This window comes from Agromyces sp. G08B096 (assembly GCF_040267705.1).
GTDB lineage: Bacteria > Actinomycetota > Actinomycetes > Actinomycetales > Microbacteriaceae > Agromyces.
The window spans coordinates 2,708,115-2,729,019 of record NZ_CP158374.1 but is presented as its reverse complement, the minus strand read 5'-3'; the positions used below and the strand labels follow the sequence as shown (position 1 = coordinate 2,729,019).

The following is a 20,905-nucleotide window of genomic DNA, read 5'->3' as shown; positions in this document are numbered from 1 at the left end:
ATCGCCCGACATGGCCGAGTGCGGGCGGGCCGGCCTCAGCCGACGGCGTCGAGTGCCTGGATCAGGTCGGCGGCGAGGTCGTCGGGGTGCTCGAGGCCGACGGAGAGTCGGACGAGCCCGTCGGGGATGGTCTCGGCCTCAGCGGGCCAGCGCCGGCGGCGTTCGAACGTCGACTCGACCCCGCCGAGGCTGGTCGCGTGGATCCAGAGGGCGGTGCGGCCGACGAGCGCGTCGGCCGGGGCGGCGCCGCCGCGGAGCACGATGGAGACGATCGACCCGAAGCCCGGGTAGCGGACCTCGTCGAGACCGGGGTGACCGGAGAGCCGTTCGACGAGCGTGCGAGCGGTCGCCTCGGCGCGGTCGAGCCGTACGGGGAGCGTGCGCAGACCCCGCAGCGCGAGGAACGCCTCGAAGGCCGACGGGATGGCTCCGCCGAGCGACCGTCGAGCGACGAGCGCGTCGGCGTGCGCCTCGGATGCCGCGACCACGGCGCCCATGAGCACGTCGCTGTGGCCCGAGATCGACTTCGTGGCCGAGTGCACGACGAGGTCGGCGCCGTCGGCGAGCGGGCGCTGGCGCAGCGGCGTCGCGAACGTGTTGTCGACCGCGACGAGCGCACCGTTGGCGTGCGCGCCCGCCGCGAGCGCGCCGATGTCGGCGACCTCGAGCGCCGGGTTCGTCGGCGTCTCGAACCAGAGCAGCGCGGCGCCGTCGGTCGCGGCGATCACCGCGTCCGTGTCGGTGACATCGACCCAGCGCACGCGGAGCCGGCCGGATGCCTCGCGGTCGGCGAGCTGGCCCACCGTGCCGGTGTACGAGTGGCGCGGCGCGACCACCACGCCGCCGGGTTCGACGAGGTCGAGCACCGCGGCGATCGCGGCGATGCCGGAGGCGAACGAGACGCACCGGCTTCCCTCGAGCGCACCGAGGGTTTCTTCGAAGGCGGTCCACGACCGGTTCCCGTATCGGCCGTACTCGAGCTCGCCGCCCGCGACGTAGGTCGAGGTGAGGTGGACCGGCAGATTGAGCGGCTGGTCGGGGTCGTGCGGCGGGCGGCCGGCGGTGACGACGACGGTCTCGGGGTGGAGGGCGGCAGGGCGACCGGACTCGTGGGCGGGCATGCGACGAGCGTAACCCGGTCGTCGGCGGCCGATCCGACCGCCCGTCACGCAGGGTCTCAGGTTTGGGCCCGCGGCGCCGGCGTCACAATGGGGGAGTGCGGATCGTGGTGCTGACCGGGGCGGGGATCTCCGCCGAGAGCGGCGTGCCCACGTTCCGCGACGACGGCGGGCTCTGGGAGGGGCACCGGGTCGAGGACGTCGCGACGCCGGAGGCGTTCGCCAGGGACCCCCTCACCGTGCAGCGCTTCTACGACGCCAGGCGCCGGGCCGCGGCATCCGCCCGCCCGAACCCGGCGCACCTGGCGCTTGCCCGCCTCGAGCGGCGTCTCGGCGACGACCTGCTCGTGGTGACGCAGAACATCGACGATCTGCACGAGCAGGCGGGGTCGACCCGGGTCGTGCACATGCACGGCCGGCTCGACACGGCGCTCTGCGAGGCGTGCGGCGCCAGGATGCCGGTGCCGGGCGACCTCGCCGACGATGCGACCTGCCCGGTGTGCGGTGCGCGAGCGCTCCGCCCCGACGTGGTCTGGTTCGGCGAGCGCCCGTACGAGCTCGACCGCATCGACCTCGCGCTCGCCGCGTGCGACCGCTTCGTCGCGATCGGCACCTCGGGCGCGGTCTACCCGGCGGCGGGGTTCGTGCTCACGGCCGCCGGGTTCGGGGCCGCCACGCTCGAGCTGAACCTCGTCGAGAGCGAGGTGTCGCTGCTGTTCGACGAGGTCAGGCACGGCCTCGCGGGCATGCTCGTGCCGGCGTGGGTCGACGAGGTGCTGCAGGCCATCGGTCCTGGCACGCCGTGACCCGATGAAGACGGATGCCCCGGGCCGGGCATCCGTCTTCACCGGTGCTCAGGCGTCGACGCGGGGCGCCTGCTGGTGGGCGAGCGCCCAGTCGAGCGCCGCATCGGCGATCTCCTCCCAGCCGTCCTGGCTGACCAGCCGATGGGTGCGGCCCGGGAACTGGCGGTACTCGACGACCGACGGGCTGCCGGTCGACGTGTACTTCTTCACGATCGCCTTGCCGATGGCGGGAGGCACCACGTGGTCGCGCTCACCGGTGATGACGAGCAGCGGCGCGCGGTCGGGCCGGGCGTAGTCGACGTGGGTGACCCCGCCGCGCTCGTTGAGCGTCGAGGCGACGCCCTCGAAGAAGACCCGGTTGACCGAGTTCACCGCCTGCTCCTCCCAGATGCGATCGGACTCGGCGCGGCTGAGGTCGTTGCCGAAGGTGTAGTGGAAGTGCCGCTTCGAGAGCGGCTTCGCGCCGTTGCGCCCGAACGGGTTGGACAGGATGGGGGTTCCGCTCCAGAGCGTGGAGAACGGCAGGGTCGCGATGCCGGCGGTCTGGCCGGGGGCGACGCCGACGTACGCGACGCCGAGCCCGCGGTCGGCGAGCATCTGCATCAGCACTCCGCCGAAGGAGTGGCCCATGATGATCGGCTTGCGAGGAAGCGCGCGGATGATCTGCTCGTAGTGGTCGGCGATCTGCTTCAGCCCGACGCCCTTCAGGGCCTCGGGGTTCGACCGGATGTCCGCGACCGCTCGGTCGTCGATCCCCGGCCAGCCTGGAGCGATCACCTCGTGGCCGCGGGCGCGGAAGCGCTCCGCCCAGGTGTCCCAGCTCTTCGGGGTCATCCAGAGTCCGTGGACCAGGACGATGGGCGTCGGTTCGGTGGTGGTCATGTTCCTGCTCCTCGCGGTCGGTGGTTCGTGGTTCTCGTGCGGCTCCTGCGGTGCTGTGGGAGGACGGTCGTTCCGTCCCGTCTTCTCAGAAGATGTCCGAATTCTCTTGGCTTTTCCCGGCACGCGCCAGAGGACGGACGAAGATCTCCGATTCCGGCGGCGGGCCCCGGCCCGGCGCGCCGCGTAGGCTCGGAGGATGAGCCGCACCGTCTGGACCGTCATCGGCGTGATCGTCGCCGTCATCATCGCCTGGGTGCTCGTCGACGTGGTGTTCAGCGTGCTGTGGTTCATCGCGAAGCTCGCGATCGTCGCCGGCGTCGCCGTCGTGGTGTTCTTCGTGCTGCGGATCGCGGTCGGCGGCGGTCGCGACGACGGCGCGAGCGGGCGCTAGCCCGCCGGGTCCACGCGGGTTCAGTCGAGCTCGGCGCGAAGCTCGTCGGCCGCGGCCCGGGCTTCGTCGGCCGACCGGGCGGCGCGGTCGTGCTCGCGCTCGAGCGGGCGAAGGGCGCGCTGCGCCTCCGCGACCGTGCGCTCGGCGTCGGCGAGCTGCGACTCGATCTCGCGCAGGCGGTGCTCGAGCTCGTCACGCTCCCGCTCCGCCGCCTCCAGCGCCTCCTGGGCCGCGGTCAGCCGTTCCCGCACCGCGGCCTCGGCGGCTTCGGCGTCCTCCGCGCGGCCCTCGGCGTCGGCGGCGGCCCGCTCGGCGCGCTCGCGCTCGGCCTTCCTCCGCGCCGCGAAGCGGGCGTCCTCCTCCACCGACGGAGGCGGCACGGCCACCGGCCCGGCCGGGCGGTCATCGCCCTTCGACCGCGAGCCGCCCGCCCGGACGCGCGCGGCGCCGGACCCGCCCCGGCGCGGGACGCCGCCCGCGACGGCGCCGCCGAGGTCGACCTCGGTGCCGATCGCCTCGAGCGCGCGGACGAGCCGGCCGCTCCGGACGGCGTCGGCGGCGGAAGCATCCGTCAGTGCCGCCTGCAGCGTCTCGGCGACCTCCTCCACCGTCGCCGGGCGCACCGGGCTGCCGAGCTCCTCGGCGACGGCGGCGGCCGTGCGTGCCATCGCGGCGACCAGCTTCCGCCGCTCGCGCGCCAGGGCGGTGAGCGCCTTCGCGTCGAGGTCGGCCTGGGCGGCGCGCAGCTCGTTGCCGAGGGCGAGCAGCTCGTCGAGCTCGTCGGGCCGGTGGCGGGCGAGCTGGTTCACGACCCACGCGGCCGTCGAGGGCTTCCGGAACTCGGCGACCCGCGAGGCGAGCGCGCGATCCTGGATCCGCAGGGCCTTCACGCGCGCGTTGCGCGCCGCGGTGAACTCGTCGGCGTCGAGCCCGTACAGCTCGTCCGCGATGTCGGCGAGCGCGTCGGCGTCGGCCATGCTCACCCGCCCGACTGCTCGCCGAAGTGCGCGGCGACGGCGTCGAGCACGGGGCGCTGGCCGGCCACGAGCAGCGGCCGCGCCTCGTCGAGGGCGCACCAGCGCGCCTCGTCGATCTCGGGGAACGCCTGCCGGCGGCCCGAGCGGGGCGGCCACTCGAGCTCGAACGTGTTGCTCGTCACCGGCTCGGCGTCGAAGTCGGGCACCTCGACCGCGAAGACGTGCAGGCGCTTGCCCGATGCGTAACGGAACTCGCCGAGGTCGACGGCGGTGCCGGCCGGCGCCGGTCGGCCGAGCTCCTCGGCGAACTCGCGCCGCGCCGCGGCGAGCGGATCCTCTCCGCCGACGTCGAACTCGCCCTTGGGGATCGACCAGGCGCCCTCGCGCTTGCGCGCCCAGAACGGGCCGCCCATATGCGCGATGAAGACCTCGGGCCCGCCGGGCCCGCGTCGCACGAGCAGGAGCCCGGCGCTCGTCACCGGCACGCGCCGGGTCCTACTGCTTCGGCGCCTTGACGAGCGACCACACCGCTGCCAGCAGCAGCACCCCGCCGACCGCGCCGATCACGCCCAGCACCGCCCAGATGACCTGTTCGATCTCCATGCCCCCACCTTCGTCGGATCTCCGCCCATTCTGCCCCGCCGCCCGCGCCCGGGGCTAGCGTGGAGACATGGCACGATTCGCGATCATCGGCGGCCATGGCAAGGTCGCCCTCAGGCTCGCCCGCCTCCTCGCCGAGCGTGGCGACAGCGTCGATGCGGTCATCCGCAATCCCGCGCACACGGCCGATGTCGAGGCGACCGGCGCCTCGGCCGTCGTCGCCGATGTCGAGACGCTCGAGGTCGACGGGCTCGCGGCCCTGCTCGACGGGCACGACGCGGTCGTGTGGTCGGCGGGGGCCGGCGGAGGCGACCCGGCGCGCACCATCGCCGTCGACCGCGACGCCGCGATCCGCACCATGGCCGCAGCCGAGCGTGCGGGCGTCGCCCGCTTCGTCATGGTGTCCTACTTCGGATCGCCCGACCGCTCGGTCCCCGAGTCCAACCCGTTCCGCACCTACGCCGAGGCGAAGGCCGACGCCGACGAGCACCTCGCCGCATCGAATCTGGACTGGACGATCCTCGGTCCCTCCTCGCTCACCGACGACCCGGGCACTGGGCGCATCGACACCCACGCGGAGTCGAGCGGACGCGTGCCGCGCGACGACGTCGCGGCGGTCGCCGCGGCGGTGCTCGCCGATCCGGGCACGATCCGCCGGACGATCCGGTTCAACACCGGTGAGACGCCCATCGCGCAGGCCATCGCCTGACCCGAGGCCCACGCCTCGACCTCGACGAGCCCACTACGCCGGATGCCACGCGCCCGCCGTCACGTCAAGGCGTTGCCGCGCGCTGCCGAGCAGGTGAGGCTCGAGGCATCCGAAGTCTGGAGGATCACATGAGCGACCCGCTCAACCCGTGGGAGGAACACGATCGCCTCCGCCCGACCGGCGACCTCTCGGAGGTCGCGACCCAGGAGATGGAGGCCCCGCGTCCGCCGGAGCCCGACACCGACCCCGAGGACGACCCGAACGACCTCGAGGCCGACAACCCCGTCGAGGAGGACACCCTCGAGACGCTCGATCCCGAGAACCCGCCGGCCTGAGCCGGGCCGTCACCGCTTGCGGTGCGTCCACTCGAGCAGGCGGTCGACGTCCCACGTCGTGACGATCCGCTCGGGCGGGATGCCCGCGCGCTCCGCCCGGGCCGCGCCGAGCCCGAGGAACCCGTAATGCCCGGGCGCGTGCGCGTCGGAGTCGATGCTGAAGAGGCATCCGGCCTCGAGCGCGATCGCGATCAGGTCGTCGGGCGGGTCCTCGCGCTCGGGACGCGAGTTGATCTCGACCGCGACGTCGTGCTCGGCGCACGCGGCGAACACGCGCTCGGCGTCGAACTCCGACTGCGGCCGGGTGCCGCGAGAGCCGCGGATGAGCCGGCCGGTGCAGTGGCCGAGCACGTTCGTGTGCGGATCGGCGACGGCGCGGAGCATCCGCGCGGTCATGGCGGGAGCGGCGGAGCGGAGCTTCGAATGGACGCTCGCGACGACGACGTCGAGCCGGCCGAGCATGTCCGGCGTCTGGTCGAGGGAGCCGTCTTCGAGGATGTCGACCTCGATGCCGGGCAGCAGCCGGATGCCGAGGTCGCCGTCGGCGTCGAGCGCGGCGAGGATGTCGAGCTGTGAGGCGAGCCGCTCGGCGCTGAGCCCGTTCGCGACCCTGAGGCTCGGCGAATGGTCGGTGAGCGCGACCCACTCGAGTCCGACGGCCTTCGCGCCTGCCGCCATGGCCTGGATGCTCGTCGTGCCGTCGGACCACTCCGAGTGGCTGTGCAGGTCGCCCTTCAGCTCGGCCGCGAGCCCCGAGCGTGCGCCGCCGCCGACCTTCTCGCGGAGGTCGGCGAGGTACGGGGGCACGCGCCCGGCGGCCGCCTCGACGATGACCTCGTAGGTCGTCTCGCCGACGCCCGCGAGCTTGCGCAGCCGTCCGTCGGCGATGCGTGCGGCGAGCTCGTCGTCGGAGAGCGGTTCGATCGCGGCCGCCGCCTTGCGGAAGGCACGCGCCTTGTACGGATTGGCGAGTTCGCGCTCGAGCAGCGTCGCGATCTCCTCGAGGGCCGAGCGGGCGTCCATCCAGCCATCCTGCCTCGCACGCAGCCGCAGCGGGAGGGGCGTGACAGGATCAATCGCATGTCCGACGCTCTGCTACCGCTCGCGGAGCGCGTCGGCGCGGTCGCCGCGCCCGTCGTGCCGACGCATCCCGATGCGACGATCTGGCGCGCGGCCGCGCCTGCCGATGTCGACGCCCTGCTCGCGTTCTTCGCCGACGTGGCCCGCGCCGACCACCCGAACTGGACTGAGACGCGCGACGAGGTGCTGGAGGCCTTCGAGCTGCCGCACATCGACCCGGCGCGCGACACCCTCGTCGGGCTCGCGGCGGACGGGAGCGTGCTCGCCTACGGCACCGTCGTCGTGCCGCCCGGGCAGGAGACGCTCGTGCGCGCGATCGTGCTGGGCGCGGTCCGACCCGACGTCCGACGCCGGGGCATCGGCACCGCCCTGATCGAGTGGCAGCTCGCGCGAGCACTCCAGGTGTTCGCCGGCAGCCCGGCACGCCTGCCCGGCTGGATCATGGGGTACGCCGACGAGCGCGCGCCCGACGCGGCACGTCTGCTGCAACGGCACGGGATGCCCCTCACCCGGCACTTCTTCGAGCTCCAGCGCGACCTCGCCCGCCCGGTCGACCCGGTGCCGCTGAGCGACACGGCCCGCCGTGCGGGCGTGCGGATCGTGCCGTGGGCGGACTCGCTCGCCGAGAGTGCGAGGCTCGCCCGCAACGCCGCCTTCGCCGACCACTGGGGCAGCCAGTCGACGAGCCGGGAGAGCTGGGCGGGGCTCGTGACGGGGGAGACGTTCGCACCGGGGCTCTCTTTCCTCGCGACGGTCCCCGACGACGGCGCGCCCGACGACGGCGCGCCCGCCGACGGCGCGCCCGCAGGGGAGCGCGTCGTGGCGTTCGTGCTGGCCTTGCGGAACGAGGGCGACTGGGCCGGTCAGGGGTTCACCTCGACGTACGTGCAGCTGGTGGGCGTGGTCCGTGAACATCGCGGCAGCGGCCTCGCCCGGGCGCTGCTCGCCGAGCACCTCGCGGCGGCCGCCGCGGCCGGGCTCGAGCGGGCGACGCTCGACGTCGACGCCGAGAACCCGACCGGTGCCCTGGGTCTCTACCGGGGGATGGGCTTCGAGGTCGCGAACTCGCACCAGAGCTACGTCCGGGTGCTCTGAGGTGAGGCTTGCCTTACTAGAAAATCCCGCCTGATCTGCGGAAATCCGGCGCGTCAGCTCTTCCGGCCGCGGCGCCTCGCGCGTAGCATCGACGGCACGCGGGCCGCACCGGCGCGGCACGCCAGCCAACCGGGAGGCCACCATGAGCCTGACGCTCGACGAACTGCCCGCCGTCGCCGAATGCTCGGTGACCGGATGCTCCTACAACGACCACTCGCACTGTCACGCCGCGGCCGTGACGATCGCCGGCTCGGTCGGCGACGCCGAATGCGCGACGTTCATCCCGCTCGGCGCGAAGGGCGGGCTCGACAAGGTCGTCTCGCATGTCGGCGCCTGCCAGCGGGCCGAGTGCATCCACAACTCCCAGCTCGAGTGCACGGCGGCCGCGGTGCGCGTCGGCCCGGGGGCCGAGGACGCCGACTGCCTCACGTACGAGGTGCGCTGAGCTGATCCTCCGATCGGCGGGAGTGCTCGCCCCGCCGATCGTGCGATCGGTGCGCGTCAGACCGCGCGCCGCTCCGGCGCCTGGCTGAACTGGCAGTTCGTCGCGTTCAATCGCTCGTCGGGGTCGAGGCGGGCAAGGATCGCGCCCGCGATGTCGTAGAGCTGACGCTGCTGCTCAGGCGTGAGTGCGTCGAGCACCGTCTCGCGGACGACGCCGACATGTCCCGGCGCGGCGCGCTCGATGAGCGCGAGCCCGTCGTCGGTGATGCTCGCGTTGGTCGCGCGGCGATCCTCCGGGCACGGGAAGCGCCGCACGAGGCCCCGGTCTTCGAGGCGGCGCATCACGTGCGAGAGCCGGGGGAGCGTGGCGTTGGTGAGCGAGGCCAGCGCGGTCATGCGCATGGTGCGCTCGGGCGCGCCGGCGAGCGACATGAGTGCGAGGTACTCGAAGTGGGTGAGTCCGGCATCGGCGCCGAGCTGGGCGTCGAGCGCGGTGGGCAGCAGCTCGGCGACCGCGACGAGCCGCACCCAGGCGGCGGACTCCTCGTCGCTCAGCCAGCGGGTCGGGTCGCTCATGTTCTCATCCTAGTGCATTGGTTGACGCAACAACTGAATCGGCGTAGTGTGATAGTTGTTCCAACAACCAATGCGTCGCGGCGACGCGCGAAGGGATTCACCTCATGACCACGGTCAGCATCATCGGCACCGGCAACATGGGCACCGCGATCGGCGGCATCGTCACCGCCGGCGGCAACGACGTCGAGTTCATCGGGCGCGACCACGCCCAGCCCCTCACGGGCGACATCGTGGTGCTCGCCGTCCCGCACCCGGCCGTCGCGGAGATCGTCGAGGCACGCCGTGACGAGCTCGCCGGCAAGATCGTCGTCGACATCACCAACCCCCTCGACTTCGCGACGTTCGACTCGCTCGTGGTGCCCGCCGACTCCTCCTTCGCCGCCGGGCTCGCCGCACAGCTGCCCGACTCGAAGATCGTGAAGGCCTTCAACACGAATTTCGCGGCGACGCTCGCCCAGAAGACCGTCGGGGGCCTGCCGACGACGGTGCTCATCGCGGGCGACGACGCCGACGCCAAGCAGGCGCTCGCCGACCTCGTGACCACCGGCGGCGTACAGGCCGTCGACGCGGGCCCGCTCGCCCGCGCCCGCGAGCTCGAGGCCCTCGGGTTCGCTCAGCTGGTGCTGGCCGTGCAGGAGAAGATCGGCTGGAGCGGCGGCTTCGCGATCGTCAAGTGACGCGCGCCGTCACCCCTCGCGCAGGTACCTGAGCTGCGCGCGAACGGATGCCTCGGCCGCGCCCCGGACCGCCGGGTCGACATCGGCGTAGACGATGTCGGTCACGGCCCCGGCCGAGGCATCCGCCCCGATCATCGCGAGCGCCGCGCGCACCTGGTCGAGCCGTTCCGCGCGGTGGGCGAGGTACGCCTCGCAGATCTCGCGGAGGTCGGGCAGGGTCGGGCCGTGCCCCGTGAGCACCGAAACCGGCCCGCGGGCGCCGAAATCGCGAAGCCGCTCGAGCGAGCCGAGGTACGGGCCGAGCGCGCCGTCGGGATCGACGATGATCGTCGTGCCACGCCCGAGCACCGTGTCGCCGGTCAGCGCCGCGCCGTGCTCGCCGTCGTCGGCGAGCACGATCGACAACGAGTCGGCCGTATGACCCGGCGTCGCCCACACCTCGAGCTCGAGGCCCGCCGCCGAGATCCGCTCCCCGTCGACGACGGCGTCGGCCCCGATGCAGAGTTCGGGATCGATCGCCCGCACGGGCGCGCCCGTCAGCTCGGCGAACCAGGCGGCGCCGGCGGTGTGGTCGAAGTGGTGGTGCGTGAGCAGCACCAGCTCGACGGGGCCCGCCGCGGCCAGCAGGCGCAGGTGCTCCTCGATCGCCGGCCCGGGATCGACGATCACGCAGCCCGCAGCGCCGGGGGCGCGCAGCACGTACGAGTTGGTGCCGTCGAGCGTCATGGGCCCGGGATTCGGGGCGAGCACCAGCCGCCCGAACTCCGACACCTGCTCGCCGATCGCCGCCGGATCTCCGAAGCCGCCCATGCCGGGCAGCCTACCTCGCGGGCTTAGGGTGGCGGCATGACGGAGCGTTCAGAGACGAAGCCCGAAGCATCCGCCGCATTCGCGGCGACGGTCGTGCTGCTGCGCGACGGCGAGCTCGGAGTCGAGGTGCTGCTCGCGGAGCGGCCCCGCGACCGCGGCTCCTTCGCCGGCGCGTGGGTCTTCCCCGGCGGCGCCGTCGAGGCCGCCGATCTCGGCGACGGCGACGACCCCGAGAGCGAGGCCGCGGCACGGCGCGCAGCCGTCCGCGAGACCGAGGAGGAGGTCGGACTCGTGATCGACCCAGCCGAGCTCGTGCCCTTCTCCAGCTGGACCCCGCCGGCGGGTTCGCCCAAACGCCTCATCACCACGTTCTTCGCCGCCCGGGTGCCCGACGGCGAGGTCCGCCCCGCGCCCGACGAGGTCGCCTCCGTGGCGTGGCTGCGACCGGCTGAAGCGCTCGACCGCCACGCCGCCGGCATCCTGACGCTCTGGCCGCCGACCTGGGTGACGCTGCACGGCCTCCAAGACGCGGCATCCGTCGACGAGGCGCTCGCGGCACTTCGCGCGCGGGAGGTGCGTCCCTACGTGTCGCGCTTCGACGACACGCGCACGACGGTCATCTGGCAGGAGGACGCCGGCTTCGCGGCGGATGCCACCGACGACGAGGATGCCTCGGCCGAGGCATCCGGCGCCCGACGGCACCGGCTCGTGATGGAGCGGCTGCCGTGGGTCTACCTGAACGACCTCTGAACCGGCAACCGCCTTCACGGGAACCCGGGACCGCGCGTAGCGTGTGCCCGTGGAGCTCGACTGGTTCGCGTGGCTCGACGCCCGCGACTACGAGGTCGCGCGGGAGATCCTGCAGCGTGGCGTCGCGGCGCTCGCCGTCGTCGCGTTCGTCTCCACGCTGAACCAGTTCCGTCCGCTCCTCGGCGAACACGGCCTCCTGCCGGTGCCGATGCTCCTCCGCGCGACGGGCGGGCGACTGCGCGGGCCGAGCCTGTTCCGGTGGTGGCGCTACACCGACCGCCGGCTCGCCCTCGTGTGCTGGGCGGGCATCGCGCTCGGGCTCGCGGTGGTCGCCGGCGTGCCGCAGCTCGGGCCGCCCATCGTGCCGCTCGCCGTCTTCCTGGTGCTGTGGCTGCTGTACCTCTCGATCGTGGTCGTCGGGCAGACGTTCTACGGCTTCGGCTGGGAGATGCTGCTCTGCGAGGCGCTGTTCACGGTCGCCTTCCTCGGCTCGCACGATCAGCCGCCGCCGCTGACGGTCCTGATCGCGATCTGGTGGCTCGTCTTCCGGCTCGACTTCGGAGCCGGCATGATCAAGATCCGCGGCGGGCGAGAGTGGCGCGACCTCACCGCCCTGATGTACCACCACGAGACCCAGCCGATGCCCGGCCCCCTCAGCCGCCAGGCGCACCTGCTGCCACCCTGGTTCCACCGGGTCGAGGTCGTCGGCAACCACGTCGCGCAACTGGCCGTGCCGTTTCTGCTGTTCGTGCCCGCGATCGGCGGCGTCCCGGTCGGGTCGATCGCCGCCGGGGTGATCATCCTCACCCAGCTGTGGCTCATCGTCACCGGCAACTTCGCGTGGCTCAACTGGATCACCGTGGTGCTCGCGGCGGGCGCCATCACCGACACCGCCTGGCACGGCGTGCTTCCCGCCGTGCCGCTCGACCTCGGCGCTGAGGCCGCGAGCCTGCCCGTGTGGTGGGCGGTCGTCGTGCTCGGGGCATCCCTGCTGTTCGCCTGGCTCGCGGTCGCGCCCGTCCGCAACCTCCTCTCGAAGCGGCAGCTGATGAACGCGAGCTTCAACCGGTTCCTCCTGGGCAACGCGTACGGCGCGTTCGGCACCGTCACGAAGCGGCGCATCGAGATCGTCGTCGAGGGCACGCTGGCGGAGGACCCCGACGACCCGGACGCCGTCTGGCGCGAGTACGGCTTCAAGGGCAAGCCGGGCGATGTCCGGCGCATCCCCGGGCAGTTCGCCCCGTACCACCTCCGCCTCGACTGGCTGATGTGGTTCCTCCCGCTCGGGCGGATGTGGGAGCCGTGGTTCGAGGCGTTCCTCGCCCGGCTCCTCGAGGCCGATGCGCCGACGCTGCGGCTGCTCGCGCACGACCCGTTCGGTGGGCGGCGTCCCGTGTGGGTGCGCGCCCTCGCCTATCGGTACCGCTTCTCGACGCGCGCCGAGTTCCGGACCACACGCGCCAGGTGGGTGCGCGAGCTGGACGGCGTCGTGGTGCCGCCGGCGGGCCTTCCCGAGTGAGACGTTCGCCCGCCCTTGCAGGTCGAGGCGCGGAACGCAAGGCCCCTGCCTGAAGCGGTTCCGCTCCGTACGCTGGTGACATCGCATGGGACTCGATGCGCGCCGGCCGGGCGAGACCCCGGAGTTCGACCCAGGAGGCTCCATGACCGACATCGCCACGCAGGGGTTCGCCGACCCGCCCCCCGTCCGCTCCGGCGACCTCGCCGGCGAGGGGCCGACGATCTCCGGCGGTCTCCCCGGCGACGTTCCCGCGGGCTTCGGCCGCACCGACACCCCGTTGGCGCCGCTCACGACGCCGATCACACAGCCCGTCCCCACGTTCGTCGGGCGCTACGCGATCCGCGAGCTCATCGGCGCCGGCGGCATGGCCGACGTCTACCTCGCCACCGACACCCAGCTCGGCCGCGACGTCGCGGTCAAGCTGTTCCGCGCGGAGCAGGACACGCCCGCCGACCGGCTTCGCCGCGAGCGCGAGATCCAGCTGCTCGGCGACCTCACGCACCTCGGCCTGGTCGGCATCTACGACGCCGGCTTCCTCGGCCCTGAGGAGGCGGGGCGCCGGTTCATCGTGATGGAGCTCGTCCGCGGGCGCTCCCTCGCCCAGCGGCTCGCCCGCGGGCCGCTGAAGCCGCGACAGGTCGCCGACGTCGGCGCCCAGATCGCCGACGCGCTCGCGTACATCCACACCCGCTCGGTCGTGCACCGCGACGTCAAGCCCGAGAACATCCTGCTGAGCGACGAGCCCGCCTACGGGTACACGCTCACCGCGAAGCTCGCCGACTTCGGCGTCGCCCAGTTCATCGACGGCACCCGGCTCACCGGCGACGGCTCGATCATGGGCACCGCCGCCTACATCTCTCCCGAGCAGGCGCGCGGCGCCGAAGCCGGCCCGGCGAGCGACGTCTACTCGCTCGGGCTCGTCATGCTCGAGGCGTTCAGCGGCGAGCGGGAGTACTCCGGCACGCCCATCGAGGCGGCGCTCGCGCGACTGCACCGGCCGCCGACGATCCCCGAGGAGCTGCCCGAGGACTGGCAGGACCTGATCGCCGCGATGACGGCCGACGACCCCGACGCGAGGCCCACCGCGCACGACGTGGCGGCCATCATGCGCGAGTCGATCCACGACATGGCCGCGGCCTCCGGCCCCAGGCGGGGGAGCGCGGCGCGGGGCGGGTCGGCCCGTCGCCGCGGGTCGCTCTGGCCCTTCGGCGGCACCCGCGGCTAGCGTCGAGCCATGGCGATACGGATGAAGCGCCGGCTGCGGGTCGAACCGCCGCCCGCGGCCGAGGTCACGGGCGAGGCCGATTCGCGCGGGCCCGAGGTGAAGATCCGGGCGTTCCGGATCGGGTTCGTGGGCGCGCTCGGGGTGCTGCTCGCGCTGCTGCTCGGCGGGATCGTCGGCCAGCTCGGCACCGTGATCCTCTACGTCGCGCTGGCGCTGTTCCTCGCGCTCGGGCTCGACCCGGTCGTGAGCTGGCTCCAGCGGCGCGACATGCCGAGGTGGCTCGCCATCCTGCTGGTGTTCGTCGTCGTCATCGGTCTCTTCGTCGGACTCATCGCGACCATCGTGCCGATCGTCATCGAGCAGACCACGAACATCGTGCAGGACTGGCCCGACATCGTCGACAACGTGCGCCACAGCGACTTCGTCGGCTGGCTGAACTCGATGACCGGCACGGGCGACGCGATCGACGAGGCGCTGACGGCTGCCGGCGACTGGCTCGCCGACCCCGAGAACCTGGGCTCGCTCGGCGGCGGCCTGCTCGCCGTCGGCGTCGGCATCGCGGGCGGCTTCACCGGCGCGACGATCGTGCTCATCCTCACCCTGTACTTCCTCGCCTCGCTCGACTCGATGAAGCGGTACGCGACGCGATTCGTGCCCGCGAGCTCGCGGGGCAAGTTCCGCGAGGTGTCGAACGAGATCACGGGGTCGGTCGGACGCTACGTCATCGGCCAGGTCTCGCTCGGCGCGATCAACGGCGTGCTGAGCCTCGTCTACCTGTCGATCATCGGTGCGCCGGCGCCGATCCTGCTCGCCTTCGTCGCCTTCCTGTGCTCCCTCGTGCCACTCGTCGGAACCCTGACCGGCGCCGTCATCATCTCGCTCGTGTGCTTCGCGGCGTCGCCCGCGACGGTGCTCGCGGCGGCGATCTACTACCTCATCTACATGCAGGTCGAGGCCTACGTCCTGAGCCCGCGGATCATGAACCGCGCGGTCGCCGTTCCCGGTGCGCTGGTCGTCATCGCGGCCGTCGCGGGCGGCACGCTCGGCGGCGTGCTGGGCGCGCTCGTCGCGATTCCCGTGGCGGCCTCGCTCATCACCATCATGGAGAAGGTCGTCTTCCCCCGGCAGGACTCGATCTAGCGCCCGGCGGCACGCGGCAGCGGGCGGGCCCCGGGCCCCGTCCGCTGCGCGCGTCCCGCGTCCCGCGTCCCGCGTCGCGCGTCGCGCGTCGCGCGTCTCGCGTCTCGCGTCCCGCGTCCCGCGTCTCAGCCGCCGAAGACGGCGGTGAGGGCGGGCACGTCCTCCGGCACGCCGGCGGCGTGCAGCAGGTCGACCATCTCCCACCCGGGCCGCAGCTCCACTCCTCGGTCGGCGTCGCGGACGTCGGAGACCTTCTCGAAGAGCGGCTCGCCGTCGACGAGCTCGTGCGCCGGCGTCCAGTGCGGGGCGCGGTTGAGGTAGGAGAACGGGTCGCCCCGGAGGAGCCCGGAGAACACCGACGCGACGAGCGTCGAGCCGACGGCGCCGAGTCGTTCGCCGTCGTGCTGGGTCTGCGCCTCCTTCAGCACGTAGACCCAGAGGGACTGCTCCATCGGGTGCTCGATCGGCAGCGGCTCGATGTGGAGCGCCGTCGCGACCTCGGTCGCGGGCGGCAGCTCCATGCGCCAGCCGCGCCGGATGTTGAGCGCGGCGAGCGGGTTGGTCGCATTCGGGCCGGCGGGGATCGCGAACACCGAGCGGGCGAGATGGGTGTCGATCTTGTGCGCCAGCTGCGGGAACGGGGTGGGCCCGCCCTTCACCGACGACGCGAAGTCGAAGTACCAGTCCCACTGCAGCGTGTGCTTCTCGGGGAGGGCACGGCTGCCGCGGAGGTCCGCGGGGCCGGGCGTCACGGCGTGCGCGGCCGGCACGGGCGGCACCGCGAAGATCGGCTTGCCGAACTCCAGCCCGACCCCGCCCTGGAGCGGGAAGTTCAGCTGGTAGCCGGCCCGGATCATGGAGTGCCCGAACCGGTACGCCGCCACGGAGAACTCCACGGGGATGAACGGGTTCTCGGCCCAGTCGTAGACGTGCTTCAGCCCCCACCGCACCGCGTACCGCGGCCCGGTGCCGTCGCCGCCGTCGTCGTCGATCGTGAGCGCCTCGGCGAAGATCGCGGGGTCGGTGATGCGCGAGACGAAATCGTTCCACACCACGTACTGGTAGAACCACACCGTGATCCGCTGCGCCTCGTGGAACAGCTTCCGCCCGGGCGTCGACGGGCCGGACGAGGCATCCGCCAGTTTCTGCAGGATCGCGTTGTGCAGCTGCGCGACGGCGAGCTGGAGCTGGCTCACGATGACGTTCTCGTCGTTGCGCGGGTCGCCGATGATCGCGACGCCGTCGGCGTTGCGCTGCAGGTCGGGCTCGACGAACGAGGTCGCCTGGCCGCGGCCGATGCGGAGGAAGCCGGCGAACCCGTCGTGCAGCGGACGGGACTGGTCGTAGAGGTAGGGCTGATCGTCGGGTCCGCGGCCGTACAGGCTGTCGAGGTCGAGCCGGGGCGACCGGAAGTTCTGCAGGCCGTCGGGGTCGTTGTGCCTCGTCAGCGAGGACTGCGGATCGAACGTGATGTCGTGGTCGACGAACTGGCCGAGGTAGGTGTATCCGACGGGCGTGGCGGAGTCGGGCGGCGCGTCGTCGCCGAACATCTCGGCCACGGCGAAGTCCTGGATCGCGAGCTCGCGCTCGAGATCGTCGGCCCCCGGCGGCTCCCAGACGGTGAAGCCGCGACCGAAGAGCCGGCCGAAGCGGCCCTCGTGGCTCCTCGAGTGCGGCACGGACTGCGGCACGATGCTGTGCGCGACGGCGTGAGGCATGATCGGTCTCCCTTGGCGTAGGGTCCGCCCGCCGCGCGGCCGCTGCAGGGAGCGGCCGGGGAGAATCGCGTCGTGCGTGGTGGTGAGGTGGACGCGCGCGACGGTACGCCGGCGCTCGGTACGCCTCCACGCGGACCCGGACGCATGGCACGCATTTCAGGGATGCCCCTGAGACCGGGGCGCCCGCCTAGAACCAGACGCTCAGCTGCGGCGCCCGCGACGCGGCGAACATCCGGTCGGCGAGTTCGAGTGCGCCGCTTCCGGTCTCGGTGATCCGGCCGGCGCGCGCGAGTGTCGTGGCCCGCACGTCGCCGAGGAGGATCGATCCGAGCTCGCGGACGCCGAGCTTCAGGCCGCCGGCCTGGCGGCTCCGCCGGGAGGCGGCGGCGCGCGCGGCATCCGCCTGCTCGACGCGGCGCACCTCGGCGCGACCGCTGCCCGACACCTCGAGCTCGAACGTGCCCTGCGCGTGGCCCAGGGGATCGTCGACCTCGAGCGTGAGCGACCCGCCGACGCCGAACCGGCGGGCGCCGAGCGCCGCGACGGGGTCGAGCACCCGCACCCACAGGTGGTCGACGAGCTCCTCGAAGCGCACCGCGCGCGGATCCTCGAGGAGCCACGGGAGGGGTTCGTCGACCGAGCGCAGGTGCCCGCGGACCTCGGTGATGAAGTCGACCTCGATGAGCGTGCGCCAGAGCGCGCGTTCGGCGTCGTCGGTCGCCGCGGCCAGGAAGTCGAACTCGAGCACACCGGGCCGGTCGGGCTCGCGCACGATGCGGTAGGTCGCGAAGCCCTGCGGCTCGCCGTGCTCATCGTCGTACCGGATGGCCCGCGTGCGCCTGGCACCCTCGGACTCGGGGTCGGTGACGCCGAGCACCCGGTCGAGCAGCCCCGCCCAGCGGTCGATCTCGCCGGGGGTGCGGGCGACCGCGCGGCGGGCGATCTGCGGGGCAGCGTCGCGGAGCGAGCGCGGGTCGACGAGGTGGACCCGGCCAGGGGCATCCGGCCCGGCCCATGCCGCCCGGCGGCGGTCGACGACGACCGTCGCCGACCGCGCCGCCGGCGAGAAGCCGAAGCGTCCGTAGATGGTCGCCTCCGTCGCGGTGAGCATGGCGAGGGCGGCGCCCGCGTCGACGGCGCTGCGCAGCTCCGCCTCCATGAGCGCGCGGGCGATGCCTTTGCGGCGGTGCGTCGGGGCGACGGTCACCGAGCTCACGGCCCAGGCGTCGACGCTGCGCCCGCCGGGCACGCTGAGTCCGGTGGGCCAGCTCGAGATCGTCGCGACGGGCAGCTCGGGCTCGGCGGCCGTGGGGTCGTAGACGCCGTGCACGCGGCGCTCGGCGAAGATGCGCCGCTCGTGCTCGAGATCGGATTCGCGGGGCCTCGCGTGGTGGAACCCGCGGTTGTCGGCCTGCGACCAGGCGTCGAGCCCCGCGCGGTCGGCGGGGTCGACGAGGCGGTACTCGAGCCCGCGCGCACCAAGGGCGGCCTCGGTTCGACGGTCGACGGGGAGGCTGCGAAGATCGAACGGCACCGATCCAGCGTAGCGAGGGCGCCTGTGCGCGGGGCAGAATGGTCGGGATGACTCGGCAAGCGCTTTCCCATCAGATCCCCCGTGACGCGGTCGAAGGCGCCGTCGATGGCCGGCACCCCGGCCGCTCCGTGCTGCGGCTCCTCGGTCTCCGCCGCGGGCGGGTGACGGCGGCCGTCGCCTTCTTCGCCCTCAAAGACACCCCGCTCTGGCTGCTGCCGGTCGTCACCTCCGCCATCATCGACGTCGTCGTCGCCGGCGGCCCCCTCACGACGCTCTGGCTCTGGGCGGGCATCGCGGTCGTCGCGCTGCTGCAGAACTACCCGAACCACGTCATGTACACGCGCCTCTTCATGGGCACGGTCCGCTCCATCGGCGCCGATCTCCGCAACGCACTGGCTGCACGGCTGCAGTCGCTCTCGATCGGCTTCCACACCCGGGCCAATTCGGCGATCGTGCAGACCAAGGTCGTTCGCGACGTCGAGAACGTCGAGGTCATGCTCCAGCAGGTCTCGCACCCGCTGCTCTCGGCGACGATGGTCGCGCTCGGCGCCATCGTCATGACGGCGATCAACGTGCCCGCATTCCTGCCCGTGTACGCCCTCGCCATCCCGCTCGCCGTGCTGCTCCGCGCCATCCTGAACCAGCGCAGCCGCGAGCGGAACGAGACATTCCGGCGCGAGGTCGAGCAGTTCTCCGCCCGCGTCGGCGAGATGGCGACGCTCATGCCCATCACGAGGGCGCACGGCCTCGAGCAGACGGCCGTCAGCCGAGTGGCCGTCGGCGCGGAGGGCGTGCGCAGCGCCGGCCTCCGCCTCGACGTGATGAACGGCAGCTTCGCGTCGCTGTCGTGGGTCAGCCTGCAACTGCTGACGGTCGGATGCCTCGTCCTCGCCGCCTGGGTCTCGGTGTCGGGCTGGCTGCCCATCACGCCGGGCCAGGTGGTGCTCCTCTCGTCGTACTTCACGCTGCTCACGGGCAGCGCCACGAACCTCCTCATGCTGCTGCCCGTCGTCGCCCGCGGCACCGAATCCGTGCGCTCCATCGCCGAGGTGATGCAGGAACCCGACCTCGAGCACAACGAGGGCAAGCGCCGGGTGGACCGCGTCGCCGGCGAGCTCGCGCTCGAAGCCGTCGGCTACCGCTACCCCGACGCCGACGGACCGGCCCTCGACGGCGTCGACCTCACCATCCGCCCGGGCGAGACGGTCGCGTTCGTCGGCTCGTCGGGTTCGGGCAAGTCGACGCTGCTGAACCTCGTCCTCGGGTTCCTCCGGCCGAGCTCCGGCCGGGTGCGGCTGGACGGCACCGACATGGAGGACCTGGACCTCCGCACGTTCCGCCGGTTCGTCTCGGTCGTGCCGCAGGAATCGGTGCTCTTCGAGGGCACCATCCGCGAGAACATCGCCTACGGGCTGGGCGACGTGTCCGACGAGCGCGTGCTCGCCGCGCTCCGCGACGCCAACGCGCTCGAGATCGTCGAGGCACTGCCCGACGGCTGGCACACCGTGGTGGGCGAACGCGGCGCCCGCCTCTCAGGAGGCCAGCGCCAGCGACTCTCCATCGCCCGCGCGCTCGTACGCGATCCGCGGGTGCTCCTGCTCGACGAGGCGACCAGCGCGCTCGACCCCGAATCCGAGGCGAAGGTCAGGCGCGCGCTCGAGCGGCTGATGGCCGGGCGCACGACCCTCGTCGTCGCCCACCGCCTCTCGACGATCCGGTCGGCCGACCGCATCGTCGTCCTCGAACGCGGACGCATCGTCGAGATCGGATCCCACGACGAACTGGTCGCCGCCGGCGGCCGGTACGCCGAGCTGCACCGCGTGCAGTCGGCCTGACGAGCGGCTCGCGTCGAACGTTGGGTGGCGGTGCGGATGCCCCGCGCCCGACACTGGGAGCATGACCAGCTTCCGGCCCGCCGCGGCCGCGATAGCGCTCGTCGTGGCCGTCGCACTCACGGGGTGCGCATCCGTCGGCGGGGCGCCGGCCTCCGGGCCGCTGCCCGAGCCCCTGCCGGGCGGCGAGGTCCGCGGCATCGGCACCGTGCTCCAGCTCGAGGGCGAGCGGCCAGAGCTCTGCCTCGGCCCGGTCGCCGAGTCCGCGCCGCCGCAGTGCGACGGCCTGCCCCTCGAGGGCTGGACGTGGGCGCCGCCCGACGACCTCTCGACGAGCATGTCGGGAGGGACGTGGGGCAGCTACGCCGTCACCGGCACCTGGGGCGGGGAGGTCTTCACCGTCACACGCGACGCGGTGCCGCTGGCCCTGTTCGATCCCATTGCCGCCGAGCCCGGATGGTGGCAGAGCCCGGAGTCCGCGGGCACGGCCGGCGAGGGCGATCTCGACGCCATCTCGGCTGACCTCGCGGCCGGCGCTGGCGACGCGTACCTCGGCTCGACGCTCGAGAACGGCCACGTCGTCGTCACGGTTCGCTACGACGACGGCACCGTCCAGGCGGCCGTGGACGAGCGCTACGGCGACGGCGTCGTCGCAGTCGTGTCCGCGCTCGTCGACGCCGAGTGACG

Annotated in this window: 22 protein-coding genes; 13 read left to right on the top strand and 9 right to left on the bottom strand. The window is 73.1% G+C overall.

Annotation, left to right across the window (positions count from 1 at the left end):
* Nucleotides 1-35: 35 nt before the first annotated feature.
* A complete protein-coding gene (locus tag ABIQ69_RS13115; protein WP_350347565.1) occupies nt 36-1,121 on the bottom strand; it encodes a PLP-dependent aspartate aminotransferase family protein in 1,086 nt (361 codons plus the stop codon).
* Between the two features lie 95 nt (nt 1,122-1,216).
* On the opposite strand from ABIQ69_RS13115, the gene ABIQ69_RS13110 reads away from it, so the two are divergent.
* The gene (locus ABIQ69_RS13110; RefSeq protein ID WP_350347564.1) at nt 1,217-1,924 is read left to right on the top strand and encodes an NAD-dependent deacylase; all 708 of its coding nucleotides are present in this window, start codon (nt 1,217-1,219) and stop codon (nt 1,922-1,924) included.
* Between the two features lie 48 nt (nt 1,925-1,972).
* On the opposite strand, the gene ABIQ69_RS13105 is transcribed toward ABIQ69_RS13110, so the two are convergent.
* Nucleotides 1,973-2,806 (bottom strand): alpha/beta hydrolase, encoded by an 834-nt coding sequence (locus ABIQ69_RS13105; RefSeq protein WP_350347563.1) that lies wholly within the window; start codon nt 2,804-2,806, stop codon nt 1,973-1,975.
* A 196-nt stretch (nt 2,807-3,002) separates the two neighbouring features.
* On the opposite strand from ABIQ69_RS13105, the gene ABIQ69_RS13100 reads away from it, so the two are divergent.
* The gene (locus tag ABIQ69_RS13100) at nt 3,003-3,197 is read left to right on the top strand and encodes a hypothetical protein (RefSeq protein ID WP_350347562.1); all 195 of its coding nucleotides are present in this window, start codon (nt 3,003-3,005) and stop codon (nt 3,195-3,197) included.
* A 20-nt stretch (nt 3,198-3,217) separates the two neighbouring features.
* Here ABIQ69_RS13100 and ABIQ69_RS13095 read toward each other — a convergent pair whose 3' ends face one another.
* Together ABIQ69_RS13095 and ABIQ69_RS13090 are read right to left on the bottom strand one after the other, a co-directional pair.
* Nucleotides 3,218-4,174 (bottom strand): transposase, encoded by a 957-nt coding sequence (locus ABIQ69_RS13095; RefSeq protein WP_350347561.1) that lies wholly within the window; start codon nt 4,172-4,174, stop codon nt 3,218-3,220.
* 2 nt (nt 4,175-4,176) lie between these two features.
* Nucleotides 4,177-4,659 carry an NUDIX domain-containing protein gene (locus ABIQ69_RS13090; RefSeq protein ID WP_350347560.1) on the bottom strand — a complete coding sequence of 161 codons (483 nt, stop codon included), beginning with the start codon at nt 4,657-4,659 and terminating at the stop codon, nt 4,177-4,179.
* Nucleotides 4,660-4,844: 185 nt separating this feature from the next.
* On the opposite strand from ABIQ69_RS13090, the gene ABIQ69_RS13085 reads away from it, so the two are divergent.
* Together ABIQ69_RS13085 and ABIQ69_RS13080 are read left to right on the top strand one after the other, a co-directional pair.
* Nucleotides 4,845-5,483, top strand: a complete 639-nt coding sequence (locus ABIQ69_RS13085) for an SDR family oxidoreductase (RefSeq protein WP_350347559.1) — start codon at nt 4,845-4,847, stop codon at nt 5,481-5,483.
* A 128-nt stretch (nt 5,484-5,611) separates the two neighbouring features.
* The gene (locus ABIQ69_RS13080; RefSeq protein ID WP_350347558.1) at nt 5,612-5,818 is read left to right on the top strand and encodes a hypothetical protein; all 207 of its coding nucleotides are present in this window, start codon (nt 5,612-5,614) and stop codon (nt 5,816-5,818) included.
* A gap of 9 nt (nt 5,819-5,827) precedes the next feature.
* Here the strand turns inward: ABIQ69_RS13080 and ABIQ69_RS13075 are convergent, their stop codons facing one another.
* The gene (locus ABIQ69_RS13075) at nt 5,828-6,841 is read right to left on the bottom strand and encodes a PHP domain-containing protein (protein ID WP_350347557.1); all 1,014 of its coding nucleotides are present in this window, start codon (nt 6,839-6,841) and stop codon (nt 5,828-5,830) included.
* Nucleotides 6,842-6,898: 57 nt separating this feature from the next.
* Here ABIQ69_RS13075 and ABIQ69_RS13070 point away from each other — a divergent pair, with 57 nt between their 5' ends.
* Entirely contained in the window at nt 6,899-7,993 is a 1,095-nt protein-coding gene (locus tag ABIQ69_RS13070; RefSeq protein WP_350347556.1) for a GNAT family N-acetyltransferase, read from the top strand.
* Nucleotides 7,994-8,135: 142 nt separating this feature from the next.
* Entirely contained in the window at nt 8,136-8,438 is a 303-nt protein-coding gene (locus ABIQ69_RS13065) for a DUF1540 domain-containing protein (protein ID WP_350347555.1), read from the top strand.
* A 56-nt stretch (nt 8,439-8,494) separates the two neighbouring features.
* Here the strand turns inward: ABIQ69_RS13065 and ABIQ69_RS13060 are convergent, their stop codons facing one another.
* Nucleotides 8,495-9,013: a MarR family transcriptional regulator gene (locus ABIQ69_RS13060; protein ID WP_350347554.1), complete on the bottom strand. Its 519-nt coding sequence runs from the start codon at nt 9,011-9,013 to the stop codon at nt 8,495-8,497.
* A gap of 104 nt (nt 9,014-9,117) precedes the next feature.
* Here ABIQ69_RS13060 and ABIQ69_RS13055 point away from each other — a divergent pair, with 104 nt between their 5' ends.
* On the top strand, nt 9,118-9,690 hold the full coding sequence (locus ABIQ69_RS13055; protein ID WP_350347553.1) for an NADPH-dependent F420 reductase: 573 nt from the start codon (nt 9,118-9,120) through the stop codon (nt 9,688-9,690).
* A 9-nt stretch (nt 9,691-9,699) separates the two neighbouring features.
* Here ABIQ69_RS13055 and ABIQ69_RS13050 read toward each other — a convergent pair whose 3' ends face one another.
* Nucleotides 9,700-10,500 carry an MBL fold metallo-hydrolase gene (locus tag ABIQ69_RS13050; RefSeq protein ID WP_350347552.1) on the bottom strand — a complete coding sequence of 267 codons (801 nt, stop codon included), beginning with the start codon at nt 10,498-10,500 and terminating at the stop codon, nt 9,700-9,702.
* Between the two features lie 36 nt (nt 10,501-10,536).
* On the opposite strand from ABIQ69_RS13050, the gene ABIQ69_RS13045 reads away from it, so the two are divergent.
* The 4 genes from ABIQ69_RS13045 (at nt 10,537) to ABIQ69_RS13030 (ending at nt 15,134) form a co-directional block, all read left to right on the top strand.
* Nucleotides 10,537-11,250: an NUDIX domain-containing protein gene (locus tag ABIQ69_RS13045; RefSeq protein WP_350347551.1), complete on the top strand. Its 714-nt coding sequence runs from the start codon at nt 10,537-10,539 to the stop codon at nt 11,248-11,250.
* Nucleotides 11,251-11,299: 49 nt separating this feature from the next.
* Nucleotides 11,300-12,769, top strand: coding sequence for a lipase maturation factor family protein (locus tag ABIQ69_RS13040; RefSeq protein WP_350347550.1), 1,470 nt, complete (start codon nt 11,300-11,302; stop codon nt 12,767-12,769).
* Nucleotides 12,770-12,911: 142 nt separating this feature from the next.
* Nucleotides 12,912-13,994 (top strand): serine/threonine-protein kinase, encoded by a 1,083-nt coding sequence (locus ABIQ69_RS13035; RefSeq protein ID WP_350347549.1) that lies wholly within the window; start codon nt 12,912-12,914, stop codon nt 13,992-13,994.
* 9 nt (nt 13,995-14,003) lie between these two features.
* Nucleotides 14,004-15,134, top strand: coding sequence for an AI-2E family transporter (locus tag ABIQ69_RS13030; protein ID WP_350347548.1), 1,131 nt, complete (start codon nt 14,004-14,006; stop codon nt 15,132-15,134).
* 125 nt (nt 15,135-15,259) lie between these two features.
* Here ABIQ69_RS13030 and ABIQ69_RS13025 read toward each other — a convergent pair whose 3' ends face one another.
* Both ABIQ69_RS13025 and ABIQ69_RS13020 read right to left on the bottom strand, forming a co-directional pair.
* Complete coding sequence (locus tag ABIQ69_RS13025; protein ID WP_350347547.1) at nt 15,260-16,852, bottom strand: peroxidase family protein; 1,593 nt, start codon at nt 16,850-16,852, stop codon at nt 15,260-15,262.
* 187 nt (nt 16,853-17,039) lie between these two features.
* On the bottom strand, nt 17,040-18,386 hold the full coding sequence (locus ABIQ69_RS13020; protein ID WP_350347546.1) for a GNAT family N-acetyltransferase: 1,347 nt from the start codon (nt 18,384-18,386) through the stop codon (nt 17,040-17,042).
* Nucleotides 18,387-18,433: 47 nt separating this feature from the next.
* Here ABIQ69_RS13020 and ABIQ69_RS13015 point away from each other — a divergent pair, with 47 nt between their 5' ends.
* Together ABIQ69_RS13015 and ABIQ69_RS13010 are read left to right on the top strand one after the other, a co-directional pair.
* Nucleotides 18,434-20,221, top strand: a complete 1,788-nt coding sequence (locus ABIQ69_RS13015; protein WP_350347545.1) for an ABC transporter ATP-binding protein — start codon at nt 18,434-18,436, stop codon at nt 20,219-20,221.
* A gap of 61 nt (nt 20,222-20,282) precedes the next feature.
* Nucleotides 20,283-20,903, top strand: coding sequence for a hypothetical protein (locus ABIQ69_RS13010; protein ID WP_350347544.1), 621 nt, complete (start codon nt 20,283-20,285; stop codon nt 20,901-20,903).
* The last annotated feature ends 2 nt before the right edge of the window (nt 20,904-20,905 follow it).